This window comes from Paraburkholderia sp. Cpub6 (assembly GCF_014201065.1).
GTDB lineage: Bacteria > Pseudomonadota > Gammaproteobacteria > Burkholderiales > Burkholderiaceae > Paraburkholderia > Paraburkholderia tuberum.
On the sequence record NZ_JACHDM010000007.1, the window covers coordinates 57,869 to 80,473 of the forward strand.

Here is a 22,605-nt window from a genome sequence, read left to right on the forward strand (position 1 = left end):
AGAAGGCGCGCCGCTTGTTGCCCGCCCGTTGCCCGCCTGTTACCCGCTTCCTTGCCGGGTCTGACGATCGGACAACCGCGCGCCGACCGTATTCCCGAACAACAACAACCTCGACGACAGACCGGCCGACGCCGCGGCACCTAGCGACGCCAGCCCCAATAACCGGAGAACCTCGTGTCCATCGCAGTCGACCAACCCATCCCCGACTTCACCGCCGCCGCGACGGGCGGCGAAATCACGCTGTCAAAGCTGCGGGGCAAGAAGGTGGTGCTGTATTTCTATCCGAAGGACAACACGCCGGGCTGCACGACCGAAGGGTTGCAGTTCCGCGATCTGTATCCGAAGTTCAAGAAAGCCAGCGCGGAAGTGATCGGCGTGTCGCGCGACAGCCTGCGTTCGCATGACAACTTCAAGGCTAAGCTCGAACTACCCTTCCCGCTGATTTCCGACCCGGAAGAAACGCTGTGCGCCCTCTTCGCCGTCATTAAAATGAAGAAAATGTATGGCAAAGAGGTACGGGGAATCGAGCGCTCCACGTTCCTCGTCGACGCCGATGGCGTGCTGCGCCGGGAGTGGCGCGGCGTTAAAGTGCCGGGCCACGTCGACGACATTCTGGAGGCTGTACAAGCGCTTTGATGCGCGTTATATTGGCCCGCAATGAGTGCCTGTCCACCCCACATTGTTCTCCGCTGCGCCAGCCCTGACGGCCGCCTGACCGGATCCACCGGTGCCGTTCGGAGCGTGAGGCGCAACGTGAGCATCATCGTCGAGCCGCTTGCCCCGAATGCCGGGGCGGCGGCTTTTTTAATTGCGCGCGACCGTTCGTTCATTGGTTCACGCGCTTCCGTCAAGGAGCCTATCGAAAACCAGGCGAACCGGCATCTCTAGACCGAATGCGCGCCTCCTCGCGCAGACTCGATGTCCCGTGAGGGCATCGTCAGAATGCGACGGGCGGCGCACGATATGTGACCCGATCATTTCGAGGGAAACCATGCCTTTGCCTACTCCCCCCAACAAGCTCGGCAATCTTTTGTCGGCTGACGAATACAAGGCCAAAGCCGTCACGCCCGCGCGCTCCACCGCGAAAAAACAGGCGCGTGAAGGGGAATCCGCAGAGTCGGCCGATTACGGCCGCGCCAATGTCGCCACACCGATGGCGCACGCTGCCAACGCCGCCACCACGTTGTGGCCCGTGCCCGCCGTCGAGTCGCCGCCCGCCGCGCAACCCGCGCCCGCGCGCGGCCGCAAGGCCAGGCAGACCGCCGCTCTGTTGCAGCCGGTTCCGTCCGCGCGAGCGCATCTCGAAGCCGACGCGGCCGAAGCGCAGCCGGTCGTCGCACGCGCGCCCGCCGCGAAGCAGCGCACGGACGAAACAGCCGCCGCGCCCGCCGCAGCGAGCCCTGCGGCCACGCGCAAGAAACGTGGCACGGGCGCCACGCCAGCCGAGGTGCAGAAGCTTTTCGTGCTCGACACCAACGTGCTGATGCACGATCCGAGCTGCCTGTTCCGCTTCGAGGAGCACGACGTCTATCTGCCGATGATGACGTTGGAAGAGCTCGACAACCACAAGAAGGGAATGTCGGAAGTCGCGCGTAACGCGCGCCAGGTGAGCCGCACGCTCGACGCGCTCGTCGCGAACGCGGGCGACATGGCCGACGGCATTTCGCTCGCGCGTCTGGGCAGCCGCGAGGCGTCCGGGCGGCTGTACTTCCAGACCCGGCTGACCGCGATCGAGCCGGTCGAAGGTCTGCCCGAAGGCAAGGCCGACAACCAGATCCTCGGCGTCGTGCGCGCGCTGCAGCGCGATCGCGCGGATCGCCAGGTCGTGCTGGTGTCGAAAGACATCAACATGCGCATCAAGGCGCATGCGCTCGGTCTGCCCGCCGAAGACTACTTCAACGACCAGGTGCTCGAGGACAGCGACCTGCTGTACACGGGCATCCGCGCGCTGCCGCAAGACTTCTGGACCAGGCACGCGAAGGGCATGGAAAGCTGGCAGGACACGAAAACCGGCACCACGTACTACCGCGTGACGGGTCCGCTGTGCGCATCGATGCTGGTCAACGAGTTCGTTTATCTGGAGCCGCAGAACGGCGAGCCCGCGTTTCATGCGCTGGTGCGCGAACTGAACGGCAAGACCGCGCTGCTGCAAACGCTGCGTGACTATGGCCACCACAAGAACAACGTGTGGGGCATCACGGCGCGCAATCGCGAGCAGAACTTCGCGCTGAACCTGCTGATGAATCCGGACATCGACTTCGTCACGCTGCTCGGCCAGGCCGGCACCGGCAAGACGCTGGTCGCACTCGCGGCGGGTCTCGCGCAGGTGCTCGACGACAAACGCTACAACGAGATCATCGTGACGCGCGCGACGGTGCCGGTCGGCGAAGACATCGGCTTTCTGCCGGGCACGGAAGAGGAAAAGATGCAGCCGTGGATGGGTGCGTTCGACGACAACCTCGAAGTGCTGCAGAAAACCGACGACGCCGCCGGCGAATGGGGCCGCGCCGCGACCCAGGAGCTGATCCGCTCGCGCCTGAAGATCAAGAGCATGAACTTCATGCGCGGCCGCACGTTCGTCGACAAGTATCTGATCATCGACGAGGCGCAGAACCTGACGCCGAAGCAGATGAAGACGCTCGTCACGCGCGCGGGTCCGGGCACGAAGATCATCTGCCTTGGCAACATCGCGCAGATCGATACGCCTTACCTGACCGAGGGCAGTTCGGGCCTGACCTATGTGGTCGATCGCTTCAAGGGCTGGGCGCACAGCGGACACGTAACGCTCGCGCGCGGCGAGCGCTCGCGCCTCGCTGATTACGCGTCGGAGATTCTCTAGACGTTCGCCGGTTTTCTTCGGCTTTTGATCGCAGGCCGCGTCCGGTTCGTTCCGGATGCGGCTTTTTTTATTGCGGCGGCGTTCCCCGCGGGCAACACTTAGCGCACAAACTTCAAGTAATTTATCAACAATTCTTGCCGCAGCCTTGTTGGGCGGCTACCATCCCGACATCGTCAGTGAGTAAATGGGCGCTTACCGCCCGTGCCGTCTTAATGCGCCGACTCGCCTTATCGCTGCTGCCCGTCCTGCTGCTCGCCGCCTGTGCCGGCGCGCCGCAGAAGACGTCGCGCGGGTCAGGCGGCAGCGTCGTCGCAAACGGCGCCTATCGCGCGCCGCCGCCCGGCTTTCCCCACTTCGTCGATCACAGCATCGGCCGCGAGGAAATCTCCATTCAGGCGATGAGTCTCGTCGGCGTGCCCTACCGGTGGGGCGGCAATACGCCCGACAGCGGCTTCGACTGCAGCGGTCTCGTGCGGTACGTCGTGCTGCGCGCGGCGTCGGTGAACCTGCCGCGCACGACGGCCGAGATGAGCGGGCGCGGCGAGTCGATCGAACCGGACGAAATCGCGCCAGGCGATCTGATCTTTTTCAACACGACGGGGCGCGCGCATTCGCACGTCGGCATCTACGTGGGCAAGCTGCGCTTCGTCAACGCGCCATCGACGGGCGGCACCGTGCGGCTCGACTATCTGACCAATCCCTACTGGGCGAAGCGCTTCGACGGCATCCGCCGGATGGCGGGACCGGCGGCAACGCCGGCGCCGTTCGATACGCCGAGCTATCAGGCTGCGGCGCCGCAAACCGAGCGAGGTGCTGCGGTCGCGGCGACGGGCACGGCAACAACCGTGGCAGTTCCGGCAGCGTCGACCTACGCGGGCCCGACGGCGCTGTCCAGCCCGGCGTCGATGCCAACGGCCCGGCCGGTCGCGAGCGCGACGCCGGCGACCCGTGCAGACCGCGGCACGCCCGTCGCGCAAGCCGATCAATTCGAGCCGCCGCCGCCGGGCCTCGGCGCCGCGCAGCTGCAGGCACGCTCAGCGGGCGCCGTGGCAGCGACGATGGTCCCCGCGGCTCAGACGAGCACGTATGAAAGCGGCGCTCGTTCGCCCGCTCAACCGATGCAGTCCGCGACGACCGCCCGCACCCTTGCCCAACCTTCACCCGACCCGATCGACGCCGCCGCTGATGCATTCGAACCGCCGCCACCCGCCCCCATCGCGGAACGCCAGGCGCGGCAGATGCAGCAGACCGAAGGCACTGGATCCGTGCAGCTCATGCGTGCGTCGACGGCTTCCCACGGCGTGCCCGCACCCACGCAAAGCAGCGACGACCCGATCGCCCGTTTCGCGAACGGCAACTTCTGACGCCGTGATCTGCTATCGTCATCGATATTCTTTCGACGGCGGGTAACGACCATGGAACTCGGGCTCAGAAATAAGGTAGTGCTCATCACCGGCGGCAGCAAAGGCATCGGTTTCGCGTGCGCGCGCGCCTTCGCACAGGAAGGCGCGAAGGTCGCGATCGTATCGCGCGACCCCGCCAACCTTGCCCGCGCCTACGAACAGCTGAAACAGGAAGGATTCCACGTGCACCGCACGCGCGCCGACCTGCACGAAGCGCACAGCGCCGCCGATATCGTCGAGGAAGTCAGCACCGCCGTGGGCCCGATCGACGTGCTGATCAACAGTGCCGGCGCCGCGCGCCGGTACGACCCCGAGACGCTCGATGCCGACGCATTCCGCGCGACGATGGAAGCGAAGTATTTCCCGTATATCTATCCGCAGCAGGAAGTGCTGCGCCGTATGGCCGAGCGCGCGAAAGCCAACGGCGGTGCCGAGCCGGGCACGATCGTCAATATCATCGGCATGGGCGGCAAGGTCGCGAGCGACATCCATATCGCAGGCGGCGCGGCCAACGCGGCGCTGATGCTCGCGACCGTCGGCCTTGCGCACTACTACGCGCGCTATGGCATCCGCATCAACGCGATCAATCCGGGCTCGACGCTGACCGAGCGCGTCGAGGAAGCGGTCCGGCTGGAAGCGGCGCAGCAAGGCATCGGCAATGACGAAGCGCTGGCGCGCGGCCAGGCCCGGATGCCGCTCGGGCGCTATGCAAAGCCGGAGGAAATCGCCGACGTGGCGCTGTTCCTCGCGAGCCGCCGTGCGAGCTATGTGACGGGCGCGATCATTCCGATGGATGGTGCGAATGCGCCGCTGATCTGAACGCTTCGTGCAACGCGCTTTTTAGTCGAACTGCTTATAGGGACACCGGTGCGATGCCATGGGCGGCATGTAGCCGAAGCCCGCGCGTGCTGTTCAGCCAGACTCAGCCGAACCCGGCAGCGCAGGCCTGCATCGCATGGTGATTACAGGAAGTGGTGGCCCAGCCACCAGGCCCCGCCGGACAGCACCGCGGAAGCCGGGATCGTCAGAATCCAGGCCCAGACGATGTTGCCGGCGACACCCCAGCGCACCGCGCTCAGCTTCTGCGTCGCGCCGACTCCGACGATCGCGCCGGTGATCGTATGCGTGGTAGAGACGGGAATGCCGAGCGCCGAGGCGGTAAAAAGCGTGATCGCTCCGCCCGCCTCCGCGCAGAAGCCGCCGACCGGCTTCAATTTCGTGATTTTCTGGCCCATCGTGCGCACGATGCGCCAGCCACCGAACAGCGTACCGAGACCCATCGACAGATAGCAGCCGCCGATCACCCACAGCGGCGGCGCGTCCGCCTTCATCGACGCGAAGCCGGTGGCGATCAGTAGCATCCAGATGATGCCGATGGTTTTCTGCGCGTCGTTGCCACCGTGACCCAGGCTGTACAGGCCAGCGGAGAACAATTGCAGACGCCTGAAGCGACGGTCGACCTTGCTAGGCGGCGTGCGGAAGTACAGCCACGACACCAGCAGCATGAAAAACGAGCCGAGCACGAAGCCGAGCAGCGGTGAAATGAAGATGAACGCGACGGTCTTCATCAGGCCATCCCAGTTCAGCGATCCCCAGCCCGACTTCGCGAGCGCCGCACCCACGAGGCCGCCGATCAGCGCGTGCGACGAGCTGGACGGAATGCCGTAGACCCAGGTGATCACGTTCCACGCGATCGCGCCGACCAACGCGCCGAAGATCACGTAGTGGTCGACGATGTCCGGGTCGATCGTGCCCTTGCCGACGGTCGTGGCCACCTTCAGGTGAAACACGAAATACGCGATGACGTTGAACGCCGCCGCGAACGCCACCGCCTGCTGTGGCTTCAGCACGCCGGTCGACACGACCGTGGCGATCGAATTCGCCGCGTCGTGAAAACCGTTCATGAAGTCGAACACCAAAGCAATGGCAACCAGGCCGGTGACGACCCAGATAGCGAGTTGTATCGATTGCATTATGCGTTTTCCAGCACGATGCCTTCGATGATGTTGGCCACATCCTCACACTTGTCCGTGATCGTTTCGAGCAGCTCGTAGATCGCCTTGAGCTTGATCAGGACCTTGACGTCGTCTTCCTCGCGGAACAGCTTCGACATCGCCGCGCGCAGCACGCGGTCGGCTTCCGATTCGAGCCGGTCGATGTCCTCGCAGGCCTTCAGGATCTGGCTCGCCTGCTTCATGTCCGACAGCAGGCTGACCGCGAACTGCACGCGCTCGCAGGTCGCCGTGCAGATATGCGCGAGCTGGCTCGCCTCCGACGTGACCGCTTGCACGTCGTACAGCGAGATCGCGGTGGCGACGTCCTCCATCAGGTCGAGGATGTCGTCCATCGTCGTGATCAGCTTGTGGATCTCGTCGCGGTCGAGCGGCGTGATGAAGGTCTTGTGCAGCAGGTCGATGGCTTCGTGCGTGAGCTTGTCGGCCGCTTTCTCGGCCTTTTGTACGTTCTGCTTGTGGGTTTCGGCGTCCTGCAGATTGTCGATCAGGAGCTCGAGTTCGCGGCTTGCCGAGATGATGCACGTTGCGTGCGAATTGAAGATTTCAAAGAACTTGCCCTCGGTGGGCATGAATCGACCGAACATTGGGGTCCTGGAAATGGGTCACGTTATGGCTGACATAAAACCGCCATATTGTACCGTTCCGCCATCATTGCCGCACTCGCGACAGCGCCGTTACAACAGCCCACGGCGCCTTGCGTCACTCGCCGCCGTAGAAGTTCTGCGCGCCCGCAAAGTTGTCGAACTTCGTGTATTGGCCGTGGAAAGTGAGCCGAACGGGACCGATCGGACCGTTCCGCTGCTTGCCGATGATGATCTCCGCGGTGCCCTTGTCTGGGCTGTCCGGGTTGTACACTTCGTCGCGGTAGATGAAGAGGATCACGTCGGCGTCCTGTTCGATAGCGCCCGATTCGCGCAGGTCCGACATGATTGGCCGCTTGTTGGGCCGCTGCTCGAGACCGCGGTTCAGCTGCGACAACGCGATCACCGGCACGTCGAGCTCCTTCGCGAGGCTCTTCAGCGAACGCGAGATTTCCGAGATTTCGGTCGCGCGGTTTTCGCCCGACGACGAGCCGCTCATCAGCTGCAGATAGTCGATGATGATCAGCCCGAGCTTGCCGCACTGGCGCGATAGCCGGCGCGCGCGCGAGCGCAGTTCCATCGGGTTCAGACCGCCGGTTTCGTCGATGAAGATCTGTGCCTCGCTCATTTTCTGCACCGCATGCGTGAGCTTCGGCCAATCCTCGTCGGTCAGGCGCCCGGTTCGCATGCGATGCTGATCGAGCCGGCCGACCGAGCCCAGCATACGCATCGTGAGTTGCGTGCCCGGCATTTCCATCGAGAACACCGCGACGGGCAGTCCGTACTCGACCGCGACGTATTCGCCGATGTTCATCGAAAACGCCGTCTTACCCATCGACGGACGGCCCGCGACGATGATCAGCTCGCCGCCGTGCATGCCCGAGGTCATACGATCCAGATCGACGAAGCCGGTCGGCGTGCCGGTCACGTCGCTCGGATTGGCGGTGTGATAGAGCGTGTCGATCCGCTCGACCACCTGGGTCAGCAGCGGCCCGATCTCGAGAAAGCCCTGGGTGCCGCGCGCGCCGTCTTCGGCGATCGAGAACACCTTCGATTCCGCTTCGTCCAGCAATTGCCGGACTTCCTTGCCTTGCGGGTTGAACGCGTCGGCGGAGATTTCATCGGCGACCGACACGAGCCGGCGCAGCACCGCGCGGTCGCGCACGATTTCCGCATAGCGGCGGATGTTGGCCGCGCTCGGCGTGTTCTGCGCGAGCGCGTTCAGGTAAGCGAGGCCGCCGACCTCTTCCGCCTTGCCCGAAGTGCCGAGCGCTTCGTAGACGGTGACCACGTCGGCCGGCCGCGTGGCCGCAATCAGCTTGCCGATGTGCTCGAAGATGATGCGGTGGTCGTAGCGGTAGAAGTCGCTTTGCGCGAGGAAGTCGGCGATGCGGTCCCAGGCCGCGTTATCGAGCAGCAGGCCGCCCAGCACCGATTGCTCGGCTTCGATCGAATGCGGCGGGACTTTCAGCGACTCGAGTTGGGGATCTTTGGACGGTGCGTTCATGGGGAGGAATTATCGGGCAATCCGGCGACGGCTGCGAGCGGAAAAAACGCAAATGCGGGGATATACGAGAGATAGTCGGGCACAAAAAAAGCAGGGGCCGGTTTCCCGGCCCCTGCTCTTCACCAGCAATACGCTGGCTGATCCTGCCTGATGCTTAGACGCGGTCGGCTTAGACGTGCTCGCCGATCACGGCCACCGTCACATCGACGAGAACGTCGGTGTGCAGCGAAACCTGAACCGGGTGCTCGCCAACCATCTTCAGCGGGCCTTCCGGCAGACGCACTTGCGCCTTTTCCACTGCGAAGCCTTGCTTGCCGAGCGCTTCGGCGATGTCGGCGTTCGTCACCGAGCCGAACAGACGGCCGTCGACGCCAGCCTTCTGATTGATCTGAACGGTCTGGCCTGCCAGCTTTTCGCCTTGAGCCTGAGCGGCTGCCAGCTTTTCAGCGGCGTGCTTTTCGAGTTCTGCGCGGCGCACTTCGAATTCAGCGAGGGCTTCCTTCGTAGCACGGCGAGCTTTCTTGTTCGGGATCAGGAAGTTACGTGCGTAACCGTCCTTGACCTTCACGATGTCGCCGAGGTTACCCAGATTGACGACTTTTTCCAGAAGAATGATTTGCATTCGGATGCTCCTTATCGCGTCGTCGGGTTAGGCCTTGTGCTGGTCGGTGTACGGCACCAGCGCGAGGAAACGTGCGCGCTTGATAGCCGTGTCCAGCTGGCGTTGATAATGCGCCTTGGTACCCGTGAGACGTGCCGGCGTGATCTTGCCGTTCTCGCCGATGAAGTCCTTCAGCGTTTCGATGTCTTTGTAGTCGATGTACTCGACGCCAGCAGCCGTGAAACGGCAGAACTTCTTGCGCTTGAAGAGCGGGTTCTGTTGCTGACGACGCTTGTCGAATTTCTTACCAGTCGGGCGGGGCATGATTAGTCCTTTCCAATGTCCTGCAATGCTGTGATGTGAAATACCAGAGTTCGCGCGTTACGGTGCTTTTTAGCCAGAAAACCTGTGAAGAGCGTTTCGACGCCCATCTGACAGTTTTCGAGCTTACCGCTCGCTTCGCCCGCGGCGACCGCCTGCATGGTCAGTTCGACCTGACGGGCAATGCCCGCCTCGACGACTTCCGTGCGGTGATGCAACGTGCAGCTTGCAATCGGAACGCCGGCGGGGGTGTACCGCACCGGTTCGCGTTCGACGACGCTCGCCGTAAGTTGCAGCCGGTTCATGTACCTGTTTATGTCTTCGTGTACGTGAGCGAAGCGACGCTGCGTGTCTGGCAGCTTAAATAATGAGTCTTAAGCCTGCGCTTCGGTCGGCTGAGCTGCTGCCGACTTCTTGGCTTCTTCGCGCTGCACTTCCTTCATCATCGGCGACGGGCCGGTTTCGGCCTTCTTCATCTTGACGATGAGGTGACGCAGAACGGCGTCGTTGAACTTGAACGCGTGTTCCAGCTCGTCGAGCGTGGTCTGGTCGCACTCGATGTTCATGCAGACGTAGTGAGCCTTCGCGAGTTTCTCGATCATGTAGGCCAGTTGGCGACGGCCCCAGTCTTCGACGCGGTGGATCTGACCACCGTGCGACGTGATCGTGCTCTTGTAACGCTCGATCATGGCGGGCACCTGCTCGCTTTGATCGGGATGCACGATAAAGACGATTTCGTAATGACGCATTACACACTCCTTGTGCTGACTTTTGGATAGAAGCCGCCCGGGCGTCGGAACCGGTGCGGCAAGTGAGAAGCCGAAGAGTGTATCCCGAATGGGGACGGGTTGCAAGGAATTCCGCCGATTCGGCGGCGGAATCGGATGTATTTTCAAGAGCTTAGGTGGGGGGGCGCGGAAGTCGGGCCGTTCTTGCCCCTCAACCCGCTTCCGTGCGCTGGCTGCCGCTCTGCAAACGCGCTCTGAGCGCCGCTTCGAGCCCCTTGAGCGCATCGGGTGCGGAGTCCGAGATCGCCCACCAGGTCATGCCCGCCGCGTCCCAGTGCGCGATCGAATAGCCGTCGTGGGCGAGCGATGCCGGCGCCGCGCCGTCAATGCCACGCGTCGTGGACTGCGGAAACACATACACGTCGATCACGTGCTTGCCGTAGCGGTACACGAGCACCGCGACCCGCTGGTGCGCGAGGTAGTCGAGCCGCCCCCCCTCCAGCGCGAAGCCGGCCGCCGCGAGGTCCTCGACCGGCGGCGAATAGTCGAGCCGACCGTTGAACCATGGCTTGACCGTGTGACGGTCGGTCGAAATTACGTCGATGTCGCGGCCGGAAACCTGCGCGCGCACATGGCTTTCGATGAGTTCGTCGGTGAATGGCGTGAATTCGGCGGGACGGCGCAGCGTCAGCGTCAGGACAGCGGTGGCCACACACAGCGCGATCACGAGCACCGCGAGACCGCCGCGCGCGACCACGCGGTTGGCGCCGCCGGCGGCATGCGGTCCGTTGAAGCCGATTAGCCGGCCGCGTGAATCGCCCGAGCGACCCGGACCGCTGAAGCCACTGAGCCACCGGTCGAGCCACGCGGGCCGCCGCGCCCAACGACGCTGACGCTGAGGTTCGTACGTCGCCATGTCGGTCATCCCGGCGCTAGCGCTGCCGGTAGACTCCTCCTCCGCATCTTCAGGCGCCGCCGTCGTGGCCAACCCCGCAGTTCCTCCCTCGACCGCGCCGGGCAAGCCCGCCACGATCCGCGCCCGCAACGACTGCGGCGCCCGATGATACGGCGCCGCGCGCAGCGCGCCGCTCAGCGCGCGCAGGTTGTCGCTCGCGCGCCGGCAGTCGTCGCAGCTCTCGATATGCTGCTGGACCCGGCGCGCGTCAGGCGCCGGCAGTTCGTGATCGGCATTCGCATCGAGGAGCGGCCGAGCTTCGTTACAGTCCATCCGGCGTCTCCTGAGCGGGGTCGGCGGCAGCGCCGGGAATGTTGAGGGGCCGGCCGTCGGCAAACGCCCGGAGTTGCGTCACTGTTGCGGTGGCGGGCACGACCGCCGATGATGCCGCGCGGCCGTCGCCGGAACTTCGCGGTGGCCGGTCGGACGGCGCGCAGGGCGTGGACGACCCCGAGGGCGCGACGGCCGCCGACTGCACGACTCGCCCGGACTGCGCCCCCTGCTCCAGCGGCGCTTGCGTCGACCCGCGCCGGTCACCCTGCCGGCCTTTGCGCCCCCCGCCAACCGACTCCCCCCCGCCTCGCTGCTGCGCCATCAACACCTCCGCCAGCTTGCGCCGCCCACGCGCGAGCCGCGACATCACCGTACCGATCGGCACATCGGCCACCACCGCGATCTCCCGATATCCCATCTCCTCGAGCTCGCGCAAGATCAGCACCTCGCGATACTCGACCGGCAAACGCGCCAACGCGTCGTGTACCTGGCGTGCATCCTCGTCGCGGATCAGCAGCGTCTGCGGATCGTCGCCGCCCGCGCTCCAGCCGTCGAGGGTCGCGTCGTCCATCGTTTCGTCGAATTCGAGCATGTCGTGCGACGGCGCGCGACGGCGCCATTCCGTGTACCAGGTGCGGCGCACGATCGCGAGCAGCCACGGCCGCGCGGAGTCGCCGCGAAACGTATCGAAGAAGCGGAACGCGCGCATGAACGCTTCCTGCACGACGTCCTCGGCATCGTTCGGATTGCCGCACAGCCAGCGCGCGAGGTTGTACGCGGCGTCGAGATGCGGCAACGCCAGCTGCTGGAAGCGGCGGCTTTTCGCTGCATCGGCATCGGCGTCTGAATCGGTCTGGACCACGTGGGCCCCTCCAAGGGCATGGCGGCTGCGTCGTGCGGGTCGCTGCTGTCGAGCGCCCCGCGAGGTGTCGTTCCTGACGTGTCTTTCACAGCAGAACTGGCCATAGACCGAGTTTATTCCCGACTCAGGCGAGCATTCGCAAGAAAGACCGCGATCGCCTGCGCGCCCCGCTCGCCAGCTAGTACGATGGCCGGTTCCAGTAGTCGTCGCTCGCGTACACGTCTTTCAGATAGTCGATGAAATAGCGCACGCGCGCCGGCACGAAGCGCTGCTGCGGATAGACCGCAAGAATGTCGTAATCGGGCAGCGCATAATCGTCGAGCACGGTCTCGAGCTCGCCGCGCGCGAGCTGCCGCTGGATTTCCCACGTCGAACGCCAGCCGAGTCCGAGCCCCTCCGAAACCCAGCGATGCAGCAGTTCGCCATCGTTGCAGTCGAGCGAGCCGCCCACCCGCACCGTCGCGAGCTTGCCGTTGCGGCGGAAATACCAGCCGCGGTTCTGCCCGCCTTGCAGATTGAACGCGAGACAGTTGTGGGCCGGCAGATCCTCGAGCGTCTTCGGCTTGCCGTGACGGCGAAAATAGTCGGGCGTACCGCACACCACGCGCCGGTTCGACGCGAGCTTCACCGCGACGAAGTTCGGATCGACCGCGCCGCCGATGCGGATCGACAGATCGTAGCCCTCGCGCACCAGATCGACGACCCGGTCGGTCAGATTGAACGACATCTGCAACTCGGGTTTGTCGCGCAGAAATGCAGGCGCGAGCGGCGCGACGTGCTTACGCCCGAACGCGGCGGGCGCCGACACGATCAGATGGCCGTTCACCGCGCGGCGCCCCGCGCTCAGTTCGTTTTCCGCCTGATCCCATTCGCTGAGAAGCCCGCGGCAGCGTTCGAGAAACGCGGCGCCGTCCTCGCTGACGACGAGCCGCCGTGTCGTGCGATACATCAGCTTCACGCCGAGGCGCTTCTCGAGCGCATCGATGCGCCGCCCGAGAATCACCGGCGACACGCCTTCCTCAAGCGCCGCCGCCGCGAGACTGCCCGCATCGGCGACCCGCACGAAGGTTTCGATCTGTTTGAAGCGGTCCATGTTCGTCTCCCACCTGTCTCTTGCCGGGCTGATGCCGGCCGTGCGCCGGGCTTCACGTCATTCCATACTTTTTGTTTCGGAATAAGCGACCCGGACTGATCTTATCAAACCTTTGGCGCAGGCCTACAGTGTCCCTCAACCGACGTAATTCCCGACCTTGAGGAGACATTCATGGCCAAAATGAGAGCCGTCGACGCCGCCGTTCTGGTGCTCGAAAAAGAAGGCATCGATACCGCGTTCGGCGTGCCGGGCGCAGCGATCAACCCGTTCTACTCGGCGATGCGCAAAGCCGGCGGCATCAGCCACGTGCTCGCGCGCCATGTCGAGGGCGCATCGCACATGGCCGAGGGCTACACCCGTGCGCAGCCGGGCAACATCGGCGTGTGCATCGGCACGTCGGGACCCGCCGGCACCGACATGATCACCGGTTTGTACTCCGCGCAGGCCGACTCGATTCCTATTCTGGCTATCACAGGCCAGGCGCCGCGCGCGCGTCTGTACAAGGAAGACTTCCAGGCCGTCGATATCGAATCGATCGCCAAGCCCGTCACCAAGTGGGCCGTGACCGTGCGCGAGCCGGCGCTGGTGCCGCGTGTGTTCCAGCAGGCGTTCCATCTGATGCGCTCGGGCCGCCCGGGCCCGGTGCTGGTCGATCTGCCGATCGACGTGCAGCTCGCCGAAATCGAATTCGACATCGACACGTACGAGCCGCTGCCGGTCTACAAGCCGAAGGCGACCCGCAAGCAGATCGAGGCAGCGCTGACGCTGCTCAACGATGCCGACAAGCCGTTGATCGTGTCGGGCGGCGGCGTGGTGAACGCCGTAGCCGAAGACCTGCTCGTGAAGTTCGCCGAAACGCTCGGCGTGCCGGTGATCCCGACGTTGATGTCGTGGGGCGCGATTGCCGACGACCATCCGCTGATGGCCGGCATGGTCGGTCTGCAGACCTCGCATCGTTACGGCAACGCGACGATGCTCGCGTCCGACTTCGTGCTCGGCATCGGCAACCGCTGGGCCAACCGTCACACCGGCAGCGTCGATGTCTATACGAAGGGGCGCAAGTTCGTGCACGTCGATATCGAACCGACCCAGATCGGCCGCGTGTTCGGCCCGGATCTCGGCATCGTGTCGGACGCGAAGGCCGCGCTCGAACTGTTCGTCGAAGTCGCCGGCGAATGGAAGGCCGCGGGCAAGCTGAAGGATCGCGCCGCGTGGGTTGCCGATTGCCAGCAACGCAAGCGCACGATGCTGCGCAAGACGCACTTCGACAACGTGCCGATGAAGCCGCAGCGCGTCTACGAAGAGATGAACCAGGTGTTCGGCCGCGACACGTGCTACGTGAGCACGATCGGCCTGTCGCAGATCGCCGCCGCGCAATTCCTGCACGTGTACAAGGCGCGCAACTGGATCAACTGCGGCCAGGCCGGCCCGCTCGGCTGGACGATTCCGGCGGCGCTCGGCGTGCGCGCGGCCGATCCGCAACGGCCGATCGTCGCGCTGTCGGGCGACTACGACTTCCAGTTCATGATCGAGGAGCTCGCGGCCGGCGCGCAATTCAAGCTGCCGTACGTGCATGTCGTCGTGAACAACTCGTACCTCGGGCTGATTCGCCAGGCGCAGCGCGCGTTCGAAATGGACTACTGCGTGCAGCTCGGCTTCGAGAACATCAACTCGCCGGAGACGAACGGCTATGGCGTCGATCACGTCGCGGTGGCCGAAGGTCTCGGCTGCAAGGCGATTCGCGTGTTCAAGCCGGAAGAGCTGAAGCCGGCGCTGCAAAAAGCGCAGTCGATGCTCGCCGAGTTCAACGTGCCGGTGATCGTCGAAGTGATTCTCGAACGCGTGACCAACATCTCGATGGGCACCGAGATCGACGCGATCAACGAGTTCGAGGAACTCGCGGAAAAGCGCGAGGACGCGCCGACGGCGATCAGCCTGCTCGATTGAGCGTTGCGTCTTCGCCGTATTCGCAGCATTCAGCGCGCTCGATGCGCGAGGGCCGAGTTCATGCTCCGCGCCCTCGCCTCATCACGACCAGCGCGCCACTCCCTGACCGACCTGAGAGACAAAAGCACCATGCCTAAATTCGCAGCGAACCTGACGATGCTGTTCAACGAAGTGCCGTTCCTCGACCGTTTCGCGGCAGCGGCCAATGCCGGCTTTCATGCCGTCGAATTCCTGTTTCCCTATCCGTATTCGATCGCCGAATTGAGCGCACGTCTGCAACAGAACCGCCTCAAGCTGGTGTTGCACAACCTGCCGGCCGGCAACTGGGAAGCCGGCGAACGCGGCATCGCGTGCCTGCCCGATCGGGTCGCCGAGTTTCAGGAAGGCGTGGGCCGCGCTATCGAATACGCAAGCGCCTTGAAGGTGCCGCAACTGAACTGCCTCGTCGGCATTGCGGGCGCGAACGTCGACGCCGATACCGCCCGCGCCACGATCGTCGACAACCTGCGCTTTGCCGCGAGCGAGCTCAGGAAGGCCGGCATCCGGCTGCTCGTCGAGCCATGCAACTCGTACGACATTCCGGGCTTCGCGCTGAACCGTTCGCGCGATGGACTCGACGTGATTCGCGAGGTCGGCTCGGACAATCTGTTCCTGCAATACGACATCTATCACATGCAGCGGATGGAAGGCGAACTCGCGGCGACGATCGAAAAGAACCTCGCGCGGATCGCGCATATCCAGCTCGCGGACAACCCTGGGCGGCACGAACCGGGCACCGGCGAGATCAACTATCCGTATCTGTTCGCGCTGCTCGACTCGCTCGGCTACGACGGCTACGTCGGTTGCGAATACAAGCCGCGCACGACGACCGATGCCGGCCTCGGCTGGGTGCAAAGCGTGGCAGGTCAGGCGCGCGGCGCGGCGCATGCGGCGGCTTGAGGCGCCTTGGGGTTCCTGATGGAACCCTGAAGCCTCAACGCACGCCCCCTATAACCCTGGAGATTCACACACATGGCAAAGATCGGCTTCATCGGACTCGGCATCATGGGCGCGCACATGGCGCGCAACCTCATCAAGGGCGGTCACGCGCTGTTCGTGAACGGCGCGTATCCGGTACTGGACGACATCGCGAAGAGCACGAGCGTGGTCGCCAGTTCGACCGCGGTCGCGCAGGCCGCCGACATCGTCATCATCATGGTGCCGGACACGCCGGACGTCGCCAACGTGCTGTTCGCCGACGACGGCGTCGCCGCCGGCCTCGCCAAAGGCAAGCTCGTCATCGACATGAGCTCGATCTCGCCGCTCGACACCCAGGCGTTCGCGAAGAAGATCAACGCGCTCGGCGTCGACTATCTCGATGCGCCGGTGTCCGGCGGCGAAATCGGCGCGCGGGATGCGTCGCTGACGATCATGGTCGGCGGTCCCGAGAAAGCCTTTGCGCTGGCCAAGCCGTTGTTCGAACTGATGGGCAAGAACATCTCGCTGATCGGCGACAACGGCGCGGGTCAGACCTGCAAGGTCGCGAACCAGATCATCGTCGCGCTGAACATCGAAGCGGTCGCGGAAGCGCTGCTGTTCGCGTCGCGCTCGGGCGCCGACCCAGAGCGGGTGCGGCGCGCGCTGATGGGCGGCTTCGCGTCGTCGCGGATTCTCGAAGTGCATGGCGAGCGCATGACGAAGCGCACGTTCAATCCGGGCTTTCGCATCGAGCTGCATCAGAAGGACCTGAATCTCGCGCTCGATGGCGCGCGTAAGCTCGGCATCGCGCTGCCGCATACCGCGAGCGCGCAGCAACTGTTCAGCGTCTGCGCCGCGAACGGCGGCAAGGCGTGGGATCACTCGGCGATGGTGCGCGCGCTCGAAATCATGGCGAATCATGAAGTCGCGCAGGCGCCGGATAGCGAGGAAGCGAAGGCGGCTTGAGGTCTTCGTGCTTCCTCTTCAGTTCAGCTCGCCGTTGATTCCGCCGGTTGCCGCTTCGGCATCGGCGAGCTCACGGTGAACACAGGTGGGGCGCCCGTTCGTTGCACGGCAGCTTGGGTTGCCGGCGCGGCGTAACGGGCAAATCGCGCCGCTCTGGGCTGAGAGCGGCAAGTGGGGTCCGCAGCGGCACCCGTCGGTGACGGGGAAGCCTTGGTCGGTCAGACGTCGTCGTCGGGTGTCCGGCTGTCGGATTCGCCAATCAATACGTATCGAACACCTTCTGCAACGCCGCCGGCGCAGTGTGGCCCGCGGCCAGCGCCAGCATCAGCAGCACCCTCGCCTTGTACGGATTCAGCGATCCCGCGCTGACGAAACCGAGCGCATCGTCGGCCGCCGCGCCGTTGCGCATCACATGCCCCGAACCCACGCGCGACGAGCGCACCACCGCCACGCCGCGCAACGCGGCATCCGCCAGTGCCTGCTGCAACGACTGGTGGATCGAGCCATTGCCCGTACCCGCCACGACGATGCCGCGCACATCCGCGGCGACCAGCGCATCGATGGCGATCCGCGACACGCCCGCATAGCTCGTGACGATCTCCACCTGCGGCCACGCCGCATCGATTGCGAATTCGCTCGCGACCGTATGCGCGCGCACCACGCCGCGCTGGAACTCGACGCGGCCATCCTGCACCCAGCCGAGCGCGCCGATTTCGGGCGACTGGAACGCATCGACCGCATACGTGCTCGTTTTCACAACGTCGCGCGCGCTATGAATCCGGTTGTTAAACGCGACCAGCACGCCCTGCCCGCGTGCCGCCGCGTGCGCGGCGACCGTCACCGCATTTAGCAGGTTCAGCGGACCGTCGGCGGAGAGCGCCGACGCTGGGCGCATCGCCGCGGTCAACACGACCGGCTTGTCCGACTTGACGGTCAGATGCAACAGATAGGCGGTTTCTTCGAGCGTATCGGTACCGTGCGTGACCACCAGGCCGTCGACGTCGTCCGTCGCGAGCAGCGCGTTGATGCGTTGCGCGAGTGTGGTCCACAGCGGCAGCGACATGTCCTTGCTGTCGACGCTGGCGATCTGCTCGGGCGCGATTCGCGCGACCGTAGACAACGCCGGCACCGCCGCGAGCAGCTGATCGACGCCGACGACGCCCGCCTGATAGCCCGACGTATTGGCGGCATCCGGGGCCGCGCCGGCGATCGTGCCGCCGGTCGCGAGCACCGCGATCCGCGGCAGCGTCGGCGCGGTGCTATGGCCGGGGGGAATCGGGAGAGAGGGAGAAGTCGAGGTATTCATGGCGGCGATTGTAAGCGATGCGCTTCGCGTCGCCATGCGTGGAAGACCGGACGCGGGTTCGGCTTGCGCGAGCGTGCGCAACGCGCGAGCGGGCTTAAATCTCATGCGGTGCCCAATTGCACTCATCACCACAAGTATTGACGACGGGTGCGAGTCCCACCCTAAGCTGCTCGCGGCTCTAAGCCGCCTCGCGCAACTGCGCCGCGATGTCTGCCTCGCTCAACTGCGGCGCGAACATCTCGATCAACCGATAGGCGTACGCGCGCAGGAACGCGCCCTTGCGCAAGCCGACACGCGTCGTGCTCGCCTCGAACAGATGCTGCGTGTCGAGCGCGACGAGTTCGCTGTCGCGCTTCGGGTCGTAGGCCATTGCCGCGACCACGCCGATACCCATGCCGAGTTCGACGTAGGTCTTGATCACGTCTGCGTCGATCGCGGTCAGCACGACGTCGGGCAACGCACCCGCTTTCGCGAACGCCTGATCGATATGCGAGCGGCCGGTGAAGTCCTGGTCGTAGGTGACGATCGGGAATTCGGCGATCTCGTCAAGCGTCAGATTCGCACGGCCGACGAGCGGATGATCCTTCGGCACCACCACGACGTGATGCCACGAATAGCACGGGAACGTGACGATGTCGGGAAAACGGTCGAGCGCCTCGGTCGAGATGCCGATATCCGCCTCGCCGTTGATGATCATCTGCGCGATCTGCTGCGGGCTGCCCTGGCGCAGCGCCAGATGCACTTTCGGAAACACCGACGTGAACTGCCGAACCACCTTCGGCAATGCGTAGCGTGCCTGCGTGTGGGTGGTCGCGACGACGAGGTGGCCGCTGTCCTGATCCGCGTACTGACGCGCGACGCGGCGCAGATTCTCCGCATCGAGCAGCATCCGCTCGATCAACTGATGCACGGCCTTGCCCGGCTCGGTGAGCCCGGTCAGACGCTTGCCGCGGCGGATGAAGATGTCGACCCCGAGTTCGTCCTCGAGATCCTTGATCTGCTTCGATACGCCCGACTGCGAGGTGTAGAGCACGTTCGCCACTTCGGTCAGGTTCATGTTCTGCCGCACGGCTTCGCGCACGAAGCGCAATTGCTGGAAATTCATCGTTGTGTCTCCGGTTCTGCCAGAGTTGAGTTATTGGAGCCGCACATGCCAGGCGAACCACGCGGTACGGCCGATACGTTCTCTCTTGTCATCAGCGCCGCACAGCGGCGCCGCCATCTCACTGCGCCGGAAACACCCGCAGCGCGCGCGGCACCGCGGTCACGCCGTCGCCGACCGCGAGTTGCAGATCACGCCACGTTTCGCGATCGAGTTCGGCTTCGAGCAGATTGCCCTCGCGACCGGCGAGCTCGACGCGCACCGAACCGCCGAGCGTCACCACGCGCCGCACGTCGACGACAATGCCCTCGCGATGCCCCGCCGCCTGCGGATACAACTGCAGATCGTGCGGCCGCACATAGGCGAACGCCGGGCCCCTAAAACCCGCCGCGATCGCGACCGGCAGCGCCGCGCCATCGACGACGAAGCCTTGCGCATCGACGCTGCCGTGCAGACGGTTCGCCGCGCCGAGAAAGTCGTAGACGAACGGCGTCTGCGGATGGTCGTACACCTCCTGTGGGCTGCCGAGCTGCTCGACATGCCCGCGATTGAGCACGACGATGCGGTCCGCCACTTCGAGCGCTTCTTCCTGATCGTGCGTGACGAAGATCGTCGAAATATGCAGATCGTCGTGCAGGCGACGCAACCAGCTGCGCAGTTCCTTGCGCACCTTCGCGTCGAGCGCGCCGAACGGCTCGTCGAGCAACAGCACCTTCGGCTCCACGGCCAACGCACGTGCGAGCGCGATGCGCTGGCGCTGGCCGCCGGACAGCTCCGACGGATAGCGCTGCGCGAGCCAGTCGAGCTGCACGAGCTTCAGCAACTCATGCACCTTCTCGCGAATCACCTTCTCGGACGGACGTTCCTTGCACGGCTTCACGCGCAGCCCGAACGCGACGTTTTCGAACACCGTCATATGCCGGAACAGCGCGTAGTGCTGGAACACGAAACCGACCTCGCGCTCACGCGCGCCGACCGCCGCGACATCCTGGCCTTGCAGCTCGACCCGACCGCCGTCCGCGTATTCGAGGCCGGCGATCACACGCAGCAACGTCGTCTTGCCGCAACCCGACGGCCCGAGCAGCGCGACGAGTTCGCCCGGCGGAAAGTCGAGCGACACGTTGTCGAGCGCGACGAAATCGCCGAAGCGCTTTTGCAGGTTACGAACGGTGATACCCATTTACAGCTCTCCTTGCTTGAGCGGATGTCGCTGCGACGCAGGCGTGGCGTTGACGAAAAACGAATGCGAAGCGGACTGCGCGCTATTGGCCTGCGAAGCGCCGGACGGCGACACGGGCCCCGCATATGCAGGCACTTCGCGCGCGGCCGACAGTTCCGCCGACATATGACGCTCGGCCAGCAGCTTGAGCCCCAGCGTAACCAGCGCCAGCAGCGCGAGCAGCGAGGCCACGGCGAACGCGGCCGAGAAGTTGTACTCGTTGTAGAGGATTTCGACGTGCAGCGGCATCGTGTCGGTCTGCCCGCGAATATGGCCCGACACGACCGACACCGCGCCGAACTCGCCCATTGCGCGCGCATTGCACAGAATCACGCCGTACAGCAGACCCCACTTGACGTTCGGCAGCGTGACGCGACGGAACGTCTGCCAGCCCGATGCGCCGAGCACGTGCGCGGCTTCTTCCTCGTCGTTGCCCTGCGCCTGCATCAGCGGAATCAGCTCGCGCGCGACGAACGGGAACGTGACGAAGATCGTCGCGAGCACGATGCCCGGCACCGCGAAGATGATCTGCACGTTGTGATCTTCGAGCCACGGGCCGAACCAGCCCTGCGCGCCGAACATCAGCACGTAGATCAGACCGGAGATCACCGGCGACACCGAAAACGGCAGATCGATCAACGTGGTCAGCAGCGCCTTGCCGCGGAATTCGAACTTCGCGATACACCACGACGCCGCAAGGCCGAACACGAGGTTCAGTGGCACCGCGATCGCCGCGGTGAGCAGCGTCAGTTTGATCGCCGACAGCGCATCCGGATCGGCGAGCGCTTCGAAGTAAAAACGCAGCCCCTTGTTCAGCGCCTGGTAGAACACCGCGGCGAGCGGCACGGCCAGAAACAGCGCGAGAAACAGCAGTGCGAGGCCGATCAGCAGCCAGCGCACGAGCGCCGGCTCGCTGACCGGATCGGGGCGACGCGCCACGCTCGCCGGGTGGGTCGGAACGCGGCTCATTGCACACCTCCACCGATAGCGGCGACGCTCGTGGCCACTGGCGCCGATCCCGTCTTGCCGCGGCTCGTGCGCCGCTGCAGATACCACTGCAGCGTGTTGATCGACAGCAGCATCAGGAACGACACGACCAGCATCACGACCGCGAGCGCCGTCGCGCCCGCATAGTCGTATTGCTCGAGCTTCGTGATGATCAGGAGCGACGTGATCTCCGACTTCATCGGCACATTGCCGGCGATGAAGATTACCGAGCCGTATTCGCCGAGCGCACGCGCAAAGGCGAGCGCGAAGCCGGTCAGCAGCGCCGGCAACACGGCCGGCAGCACGACGCGGCGAAACGTGAGCCAGCGCGACGCGCCGAGACACGCGGCCGCCTCCTCCTGCTCGCGCTCGAACTCCTCGAGCACCGGTTGCACCGTGCGCACGACGAACGGCAGGCCGATGAACGTCAGCGCGACCAGCACGCCCGCCGGCGTGAACGCGATCTTGATGCCGAGCGGCGCGAGGAACTGGCCGATCCAGCCGTTGCCCGCATACACGGCCGCGAGCGAAATGCCCGCCACCGAGGTGGGCAACGCGAATGGCAGATCGACGACCGCATCGACGATACGCTTGAACGGAAACGTGTAGCGCACCAACACCCACGCGACGAGAAAGCCGAACACCGCGTTGATCAGCGCGCCGCCTAGCGCCGAGAAAAACGTCAGCCGATACGACGCGAGCACACGCGGCGACGTGACCGCGCGCACGAACTGATCCCAGTCGAGCGTCGCGGTTTTCAGAAAGGTCGCCGCCAATGGAATCAGCACCACGAGGCTCAGATAAGCCACCGTGATGCCGAGTGTCAGGCCAAAACCGGGCAATGCGCTCGGCTTGCGGAAGGTCAACGTGGTCATGCTGGATACTCGTTCATGGTTGATGCTCGCGCGGTTGTTCGTTTTGCCGTGCTGGCGTGCTGCCGTAC

The 22,605-nt window shown here is 64.7% G+C and carries 23 protein-coding genes; 8 read left to right on the forward strand and 15 right to left on the reverse strand.

What is annotated here, in order from left to right; all coding sequences use genetic code 11:
• Positions 1-174 precede the first annotated feature (174 nt).
• From HDG33_RS14850 to HDG33_RS14865, 5 genes are all read left to right on the forward strand, one after another.
• Complete coding sequence (locus tag HDG33_RS14850) at positions 175-636, forward strand: peroxiredoxin (RefSeq protein ID WP_184029080.1); 462 nt, start codon at positions 175-177, stop codon at positions 634-636.
• 117 nt (positions 637-753) lie between these two features.
• Positions 754-888, forward strand: a complete 135-nt coding sequence (locus HDG33_RS37295; RefSeq protein WP_260321379.1) for a hypothetical protein — start codon at positions 754-756, stop codon at positions 886-888.
• 103 nt (positions 889-991) lie between these two features.
• Complete coding sequence (locus HDG33_RS14855) at positions 992-2,839, forward strand: PhoH family protein (RefSeq protein ID WP_184029083.1); 1,848 nt, start codon at positions 992-994, stop codon at positions 2,837-2,839.
• 212 nt (positions 2,840-3,051) lie between these two features.
• Positions 3,052-4,203 (forward strand): NlpC/P60 family protein, encoded by a 1,152-nt coding sequence (locus HDG33_RS14860; RefSeq protein WP_184029110.1) that lies wholly within the window; start codon positions 3,052-3,054, stop codon positions 4,201-4,203.
• Positions 4,204-4,254: 51 nt separating this feature from the next.
• Entirely contained in the window at positions 4,255-5,061 is an 807-nt protein-coding gene (locus HDG33_RS14865) for an SDR family oxidoreductase (protein ID WP_090804571.1), read from the forward strand.
• A 143-nt stretch (positions 5,062-5,204) separates the two neighbouring features.
• Here HDG33_RS14865 and HDG33_RS14870 read toward each other — a convergent pair whose 3' ends face one another.
• The 10 genes from HDG33_RS14870 to HDG33_RS14915 all read right to left on the reverse strand — a co-directional run bounded on the left by HDG33_RS14870 (position 5,205) and on the right by HDG33_RS14915 (position 13,178).
• Entirely contained in the window at positions 5,205-6,215 is a 1,011-nt protein-coding gene (locus HDG33_RS14870) for an inorganic phosphate transporter (RefSeq protein ID WP_184029113.1), read from the reverse strand.
• Entirely contained in the window at positions 6,215-6,841 is a 627-nt protein-coding gene (locus tag HDG33_RS14875; protein ID WP_018418171.1) for a DUF47 domain-containing protein, read from the reverse strand. Before HDG33_RS14875 ends, HDG33_RS14870 begins: the two co-directional genes overlap by 1 nt.
• A gap of 115 nt (positions 6,842-6,956) precedes the next feature.
• Positions 6,957-8,345, reverse strand: coding sequence for a replicative DNA helicase (locus HDG33_RS14880; protein ID WP_184029116.1), 1,389 nt, complete (start codon positions 8,343-8,345; stop codon positions 6,957-6,959).
• Positions 8,346-8,514: 169 nt separating this feature from the next.
• Positions 8,515-8,967: a 50S ribosomal protein L9 gene (rplI, locus tag HDG33_RS14885; RefSeq protein ID WP_184029119.1), complete on the reverse strand. Its 453-nt coding sequence runs from the start codon at positions 8,965-8,967 to the stop codon at positions 8,515-8,517.
• Positions 8,968-8,994: 27 nt separating this feature from the next.
• Positions 8,995-9,270: a 30S ribosomal protein S18 gene (gene rpsR / locus HDG33_RS14890; RefSeq protein ID WP_013588504.1), complete on the reverse strand. Its 276-nt coding sequence runs from the start codon at positions 9,268-9,270 to the stop codon at positions 8,995-8,997.
• Between the two features lie 2 nt (positions 9,271-9,272).
• Positions 9,273-9,572, reverse strand: coding sequence for a primosomal replication protein N (gene priB / locus HDG33_RS14895; RefSeq protein WP_008922420.1), 300 nt, complete (start codon positions 9,570-9,572; stop codon positions 9,273-9,275).
• Positions 9,573-9,641: 69 nt separating this feature from the next.
• Positions 9,642-10,016: a 30S ribosomal protein S6 gene (gene rpsF, locus HDG33_RS14900; RefSeq protein ID WP_013089311.1), complete on the reverse strand. Its 375-nt coding sequence runs from the start codon at positions 10,014-10,016 to the stop codon at positions 9,642-9,644.
• Between the two features lie 190 nt (positions 10,017-10,206).
• Positions 10,207-11,223: an anti-sigma factor gene (locus tag HDG33_RS14905; protein WP_184029122.1), complete on the reverse strand. Its 1,017-nt coding sequence runs from the start codon at positions 11,221-11,223 to the stop codon at positions 10,207-10,209.
• Positions 11,213-12,085, reverse strand: a complete 873-nt coding sequence (locus tag HDG33_RS14910; RefSeq protein WP_184029133.1) for an RNA polymerase sigma factor — start codon at positions 12,083-12,085, stop codon at positions 11,213-11,215. The genes HDG33_RS14905 and HDG33_RS14910 overlap by 11 nt, the downstream gene beginning before the upstream one ends.
• Before the next feature lie 178 nt (positions 12,086-12,263).
• Positions 12,264-13,178 (reverse strand): substrate binding domain-containing protein, encoded by a 915-nt coding sequence (locus HDG33_RS14915; protein WP_184029161.1) that lies wholly within the window; start codon positions 13,176-13,178, stop codon positions 12,264-12,266.
• A gap of 171 nt (positions 13,179-13,349) precedes the next feature.
• On the opposite strand from HDG33_RS14915, the gene gcl reads away from it, so the two are divergent.
• The 3 genes from gcl to HDG33_RS14930 all read left to right on the forward strand — a co-directional run bounded on the left by gcl (position 13,350) and on the right by HDG33_RS14930 (position 17,048).
• Entirely contained in the window at positions 13,350-15,125 is a 1,776-nt protein-coding gene (gene gcl / locus HDG33_RS14920; RefSeq protein ID WP_184029175.1) for a glyoxylate carboligase, read from the forward strand.
• A 129-nt stretch (positions 15,126-15,254) separates the two neighbouring features.
• The gene (otnI, locus tag HDG33_RS14925) at positions 15,255-16,064 is read left to right on the forward strand and encodes a 2-oxo-tetronate isomerase (RefSeq protein ID WP_184029201.1); all 810 of its coding nucleotides are present in this window, start codon (positions 15,255-15,257) and stop codon (positions 16,062-16,064) included.
• 72 nt (positions 16,065-16,136) lie between these two features.
• A complete protein-coding gene (locus HDG33_RS14930; protein WP_184029204.1) occupies positions 16,137-17,048 on the forward strand; it encodes a 2-hydroxy-3-oxopropionate reductase in 912 nt (303 codons plus the stop codon).
• A 259-nt stretch (positions 17,049-17,307) separates the two neighbouring features.
• On the opposite strand, the gene HDG33_RS14935 is transcribed toward HDG33_RS14930, so the two are convergent.
• The 5 genes from HDG33_RS14935 to cysT all read right to left on the reverse strand — a co-directional run bounded on the left by HDG33_RS14935 (position 17,308) and on the right by cysT (position 22,537).
• Entirely contained in the window at positions 17,308-18,354 is a 1,047-nt protein-coding gene (locus HDG33_RS14935; protein ID WP_184029207.1) for an asparaginase, read from the reverse strand.
• A gap of 178 nt (positions 18,355-18,532) precedes the next feature.
• Positions 18,533-19,459 carry a CysB family HTH-type transcriptional regulator gene (locus HDG33_RS14940; RefSeq protein ID WP_184029210.1) on the reverse strand — a complete coding sequence of 309 codons (927 nt, stop codon included), beginning with the start codon at positions 19,457-19,459 and terminating at the stop codon, positions 18,533-18,535.
• A gap of 118 nt (positions 19,460-19,577) precedes the next feature.
• Positions 19,578-20,636: a sulfate/molybdate ABC transporter ATP-binding protein gene (locus HDG33_RS14945; RefSeq protein WP_184029213.1), complete on the reverse strand. Its 1,059-nt coding sequence runs from the start codon at positions 20,634-20,636 to the stop codon at positions 19,578-19,580.
• Positions 20,637-21,644 (reverse strand): sulfate ABC transporter permease subunit CysW, encoded by a 1,008-nt coding sequence (gene cysW, locus HDG33_RS14950; protein ID WP_090804540.1) that lies wholly within the window; start codon positions 21,642-21,644, stop codon positions 20,637-20,639.
• Complete coding sequence (gene cysT, locus HDG33_RS14955) at positions 21,641-22,537, reverse strand: sulfate ABC transporter permease subunit CysT (RefSeq protein WP_184029216.1); 897 nt, start codon at positions 22,535-22,537, stop codon at positions 21,641-21,643. Before cysT ends, cysW begins: the two co-directional genes overlap by 4 nt.
• Positions 22,538-22,605: the final 68 nt, after the last annotated feature.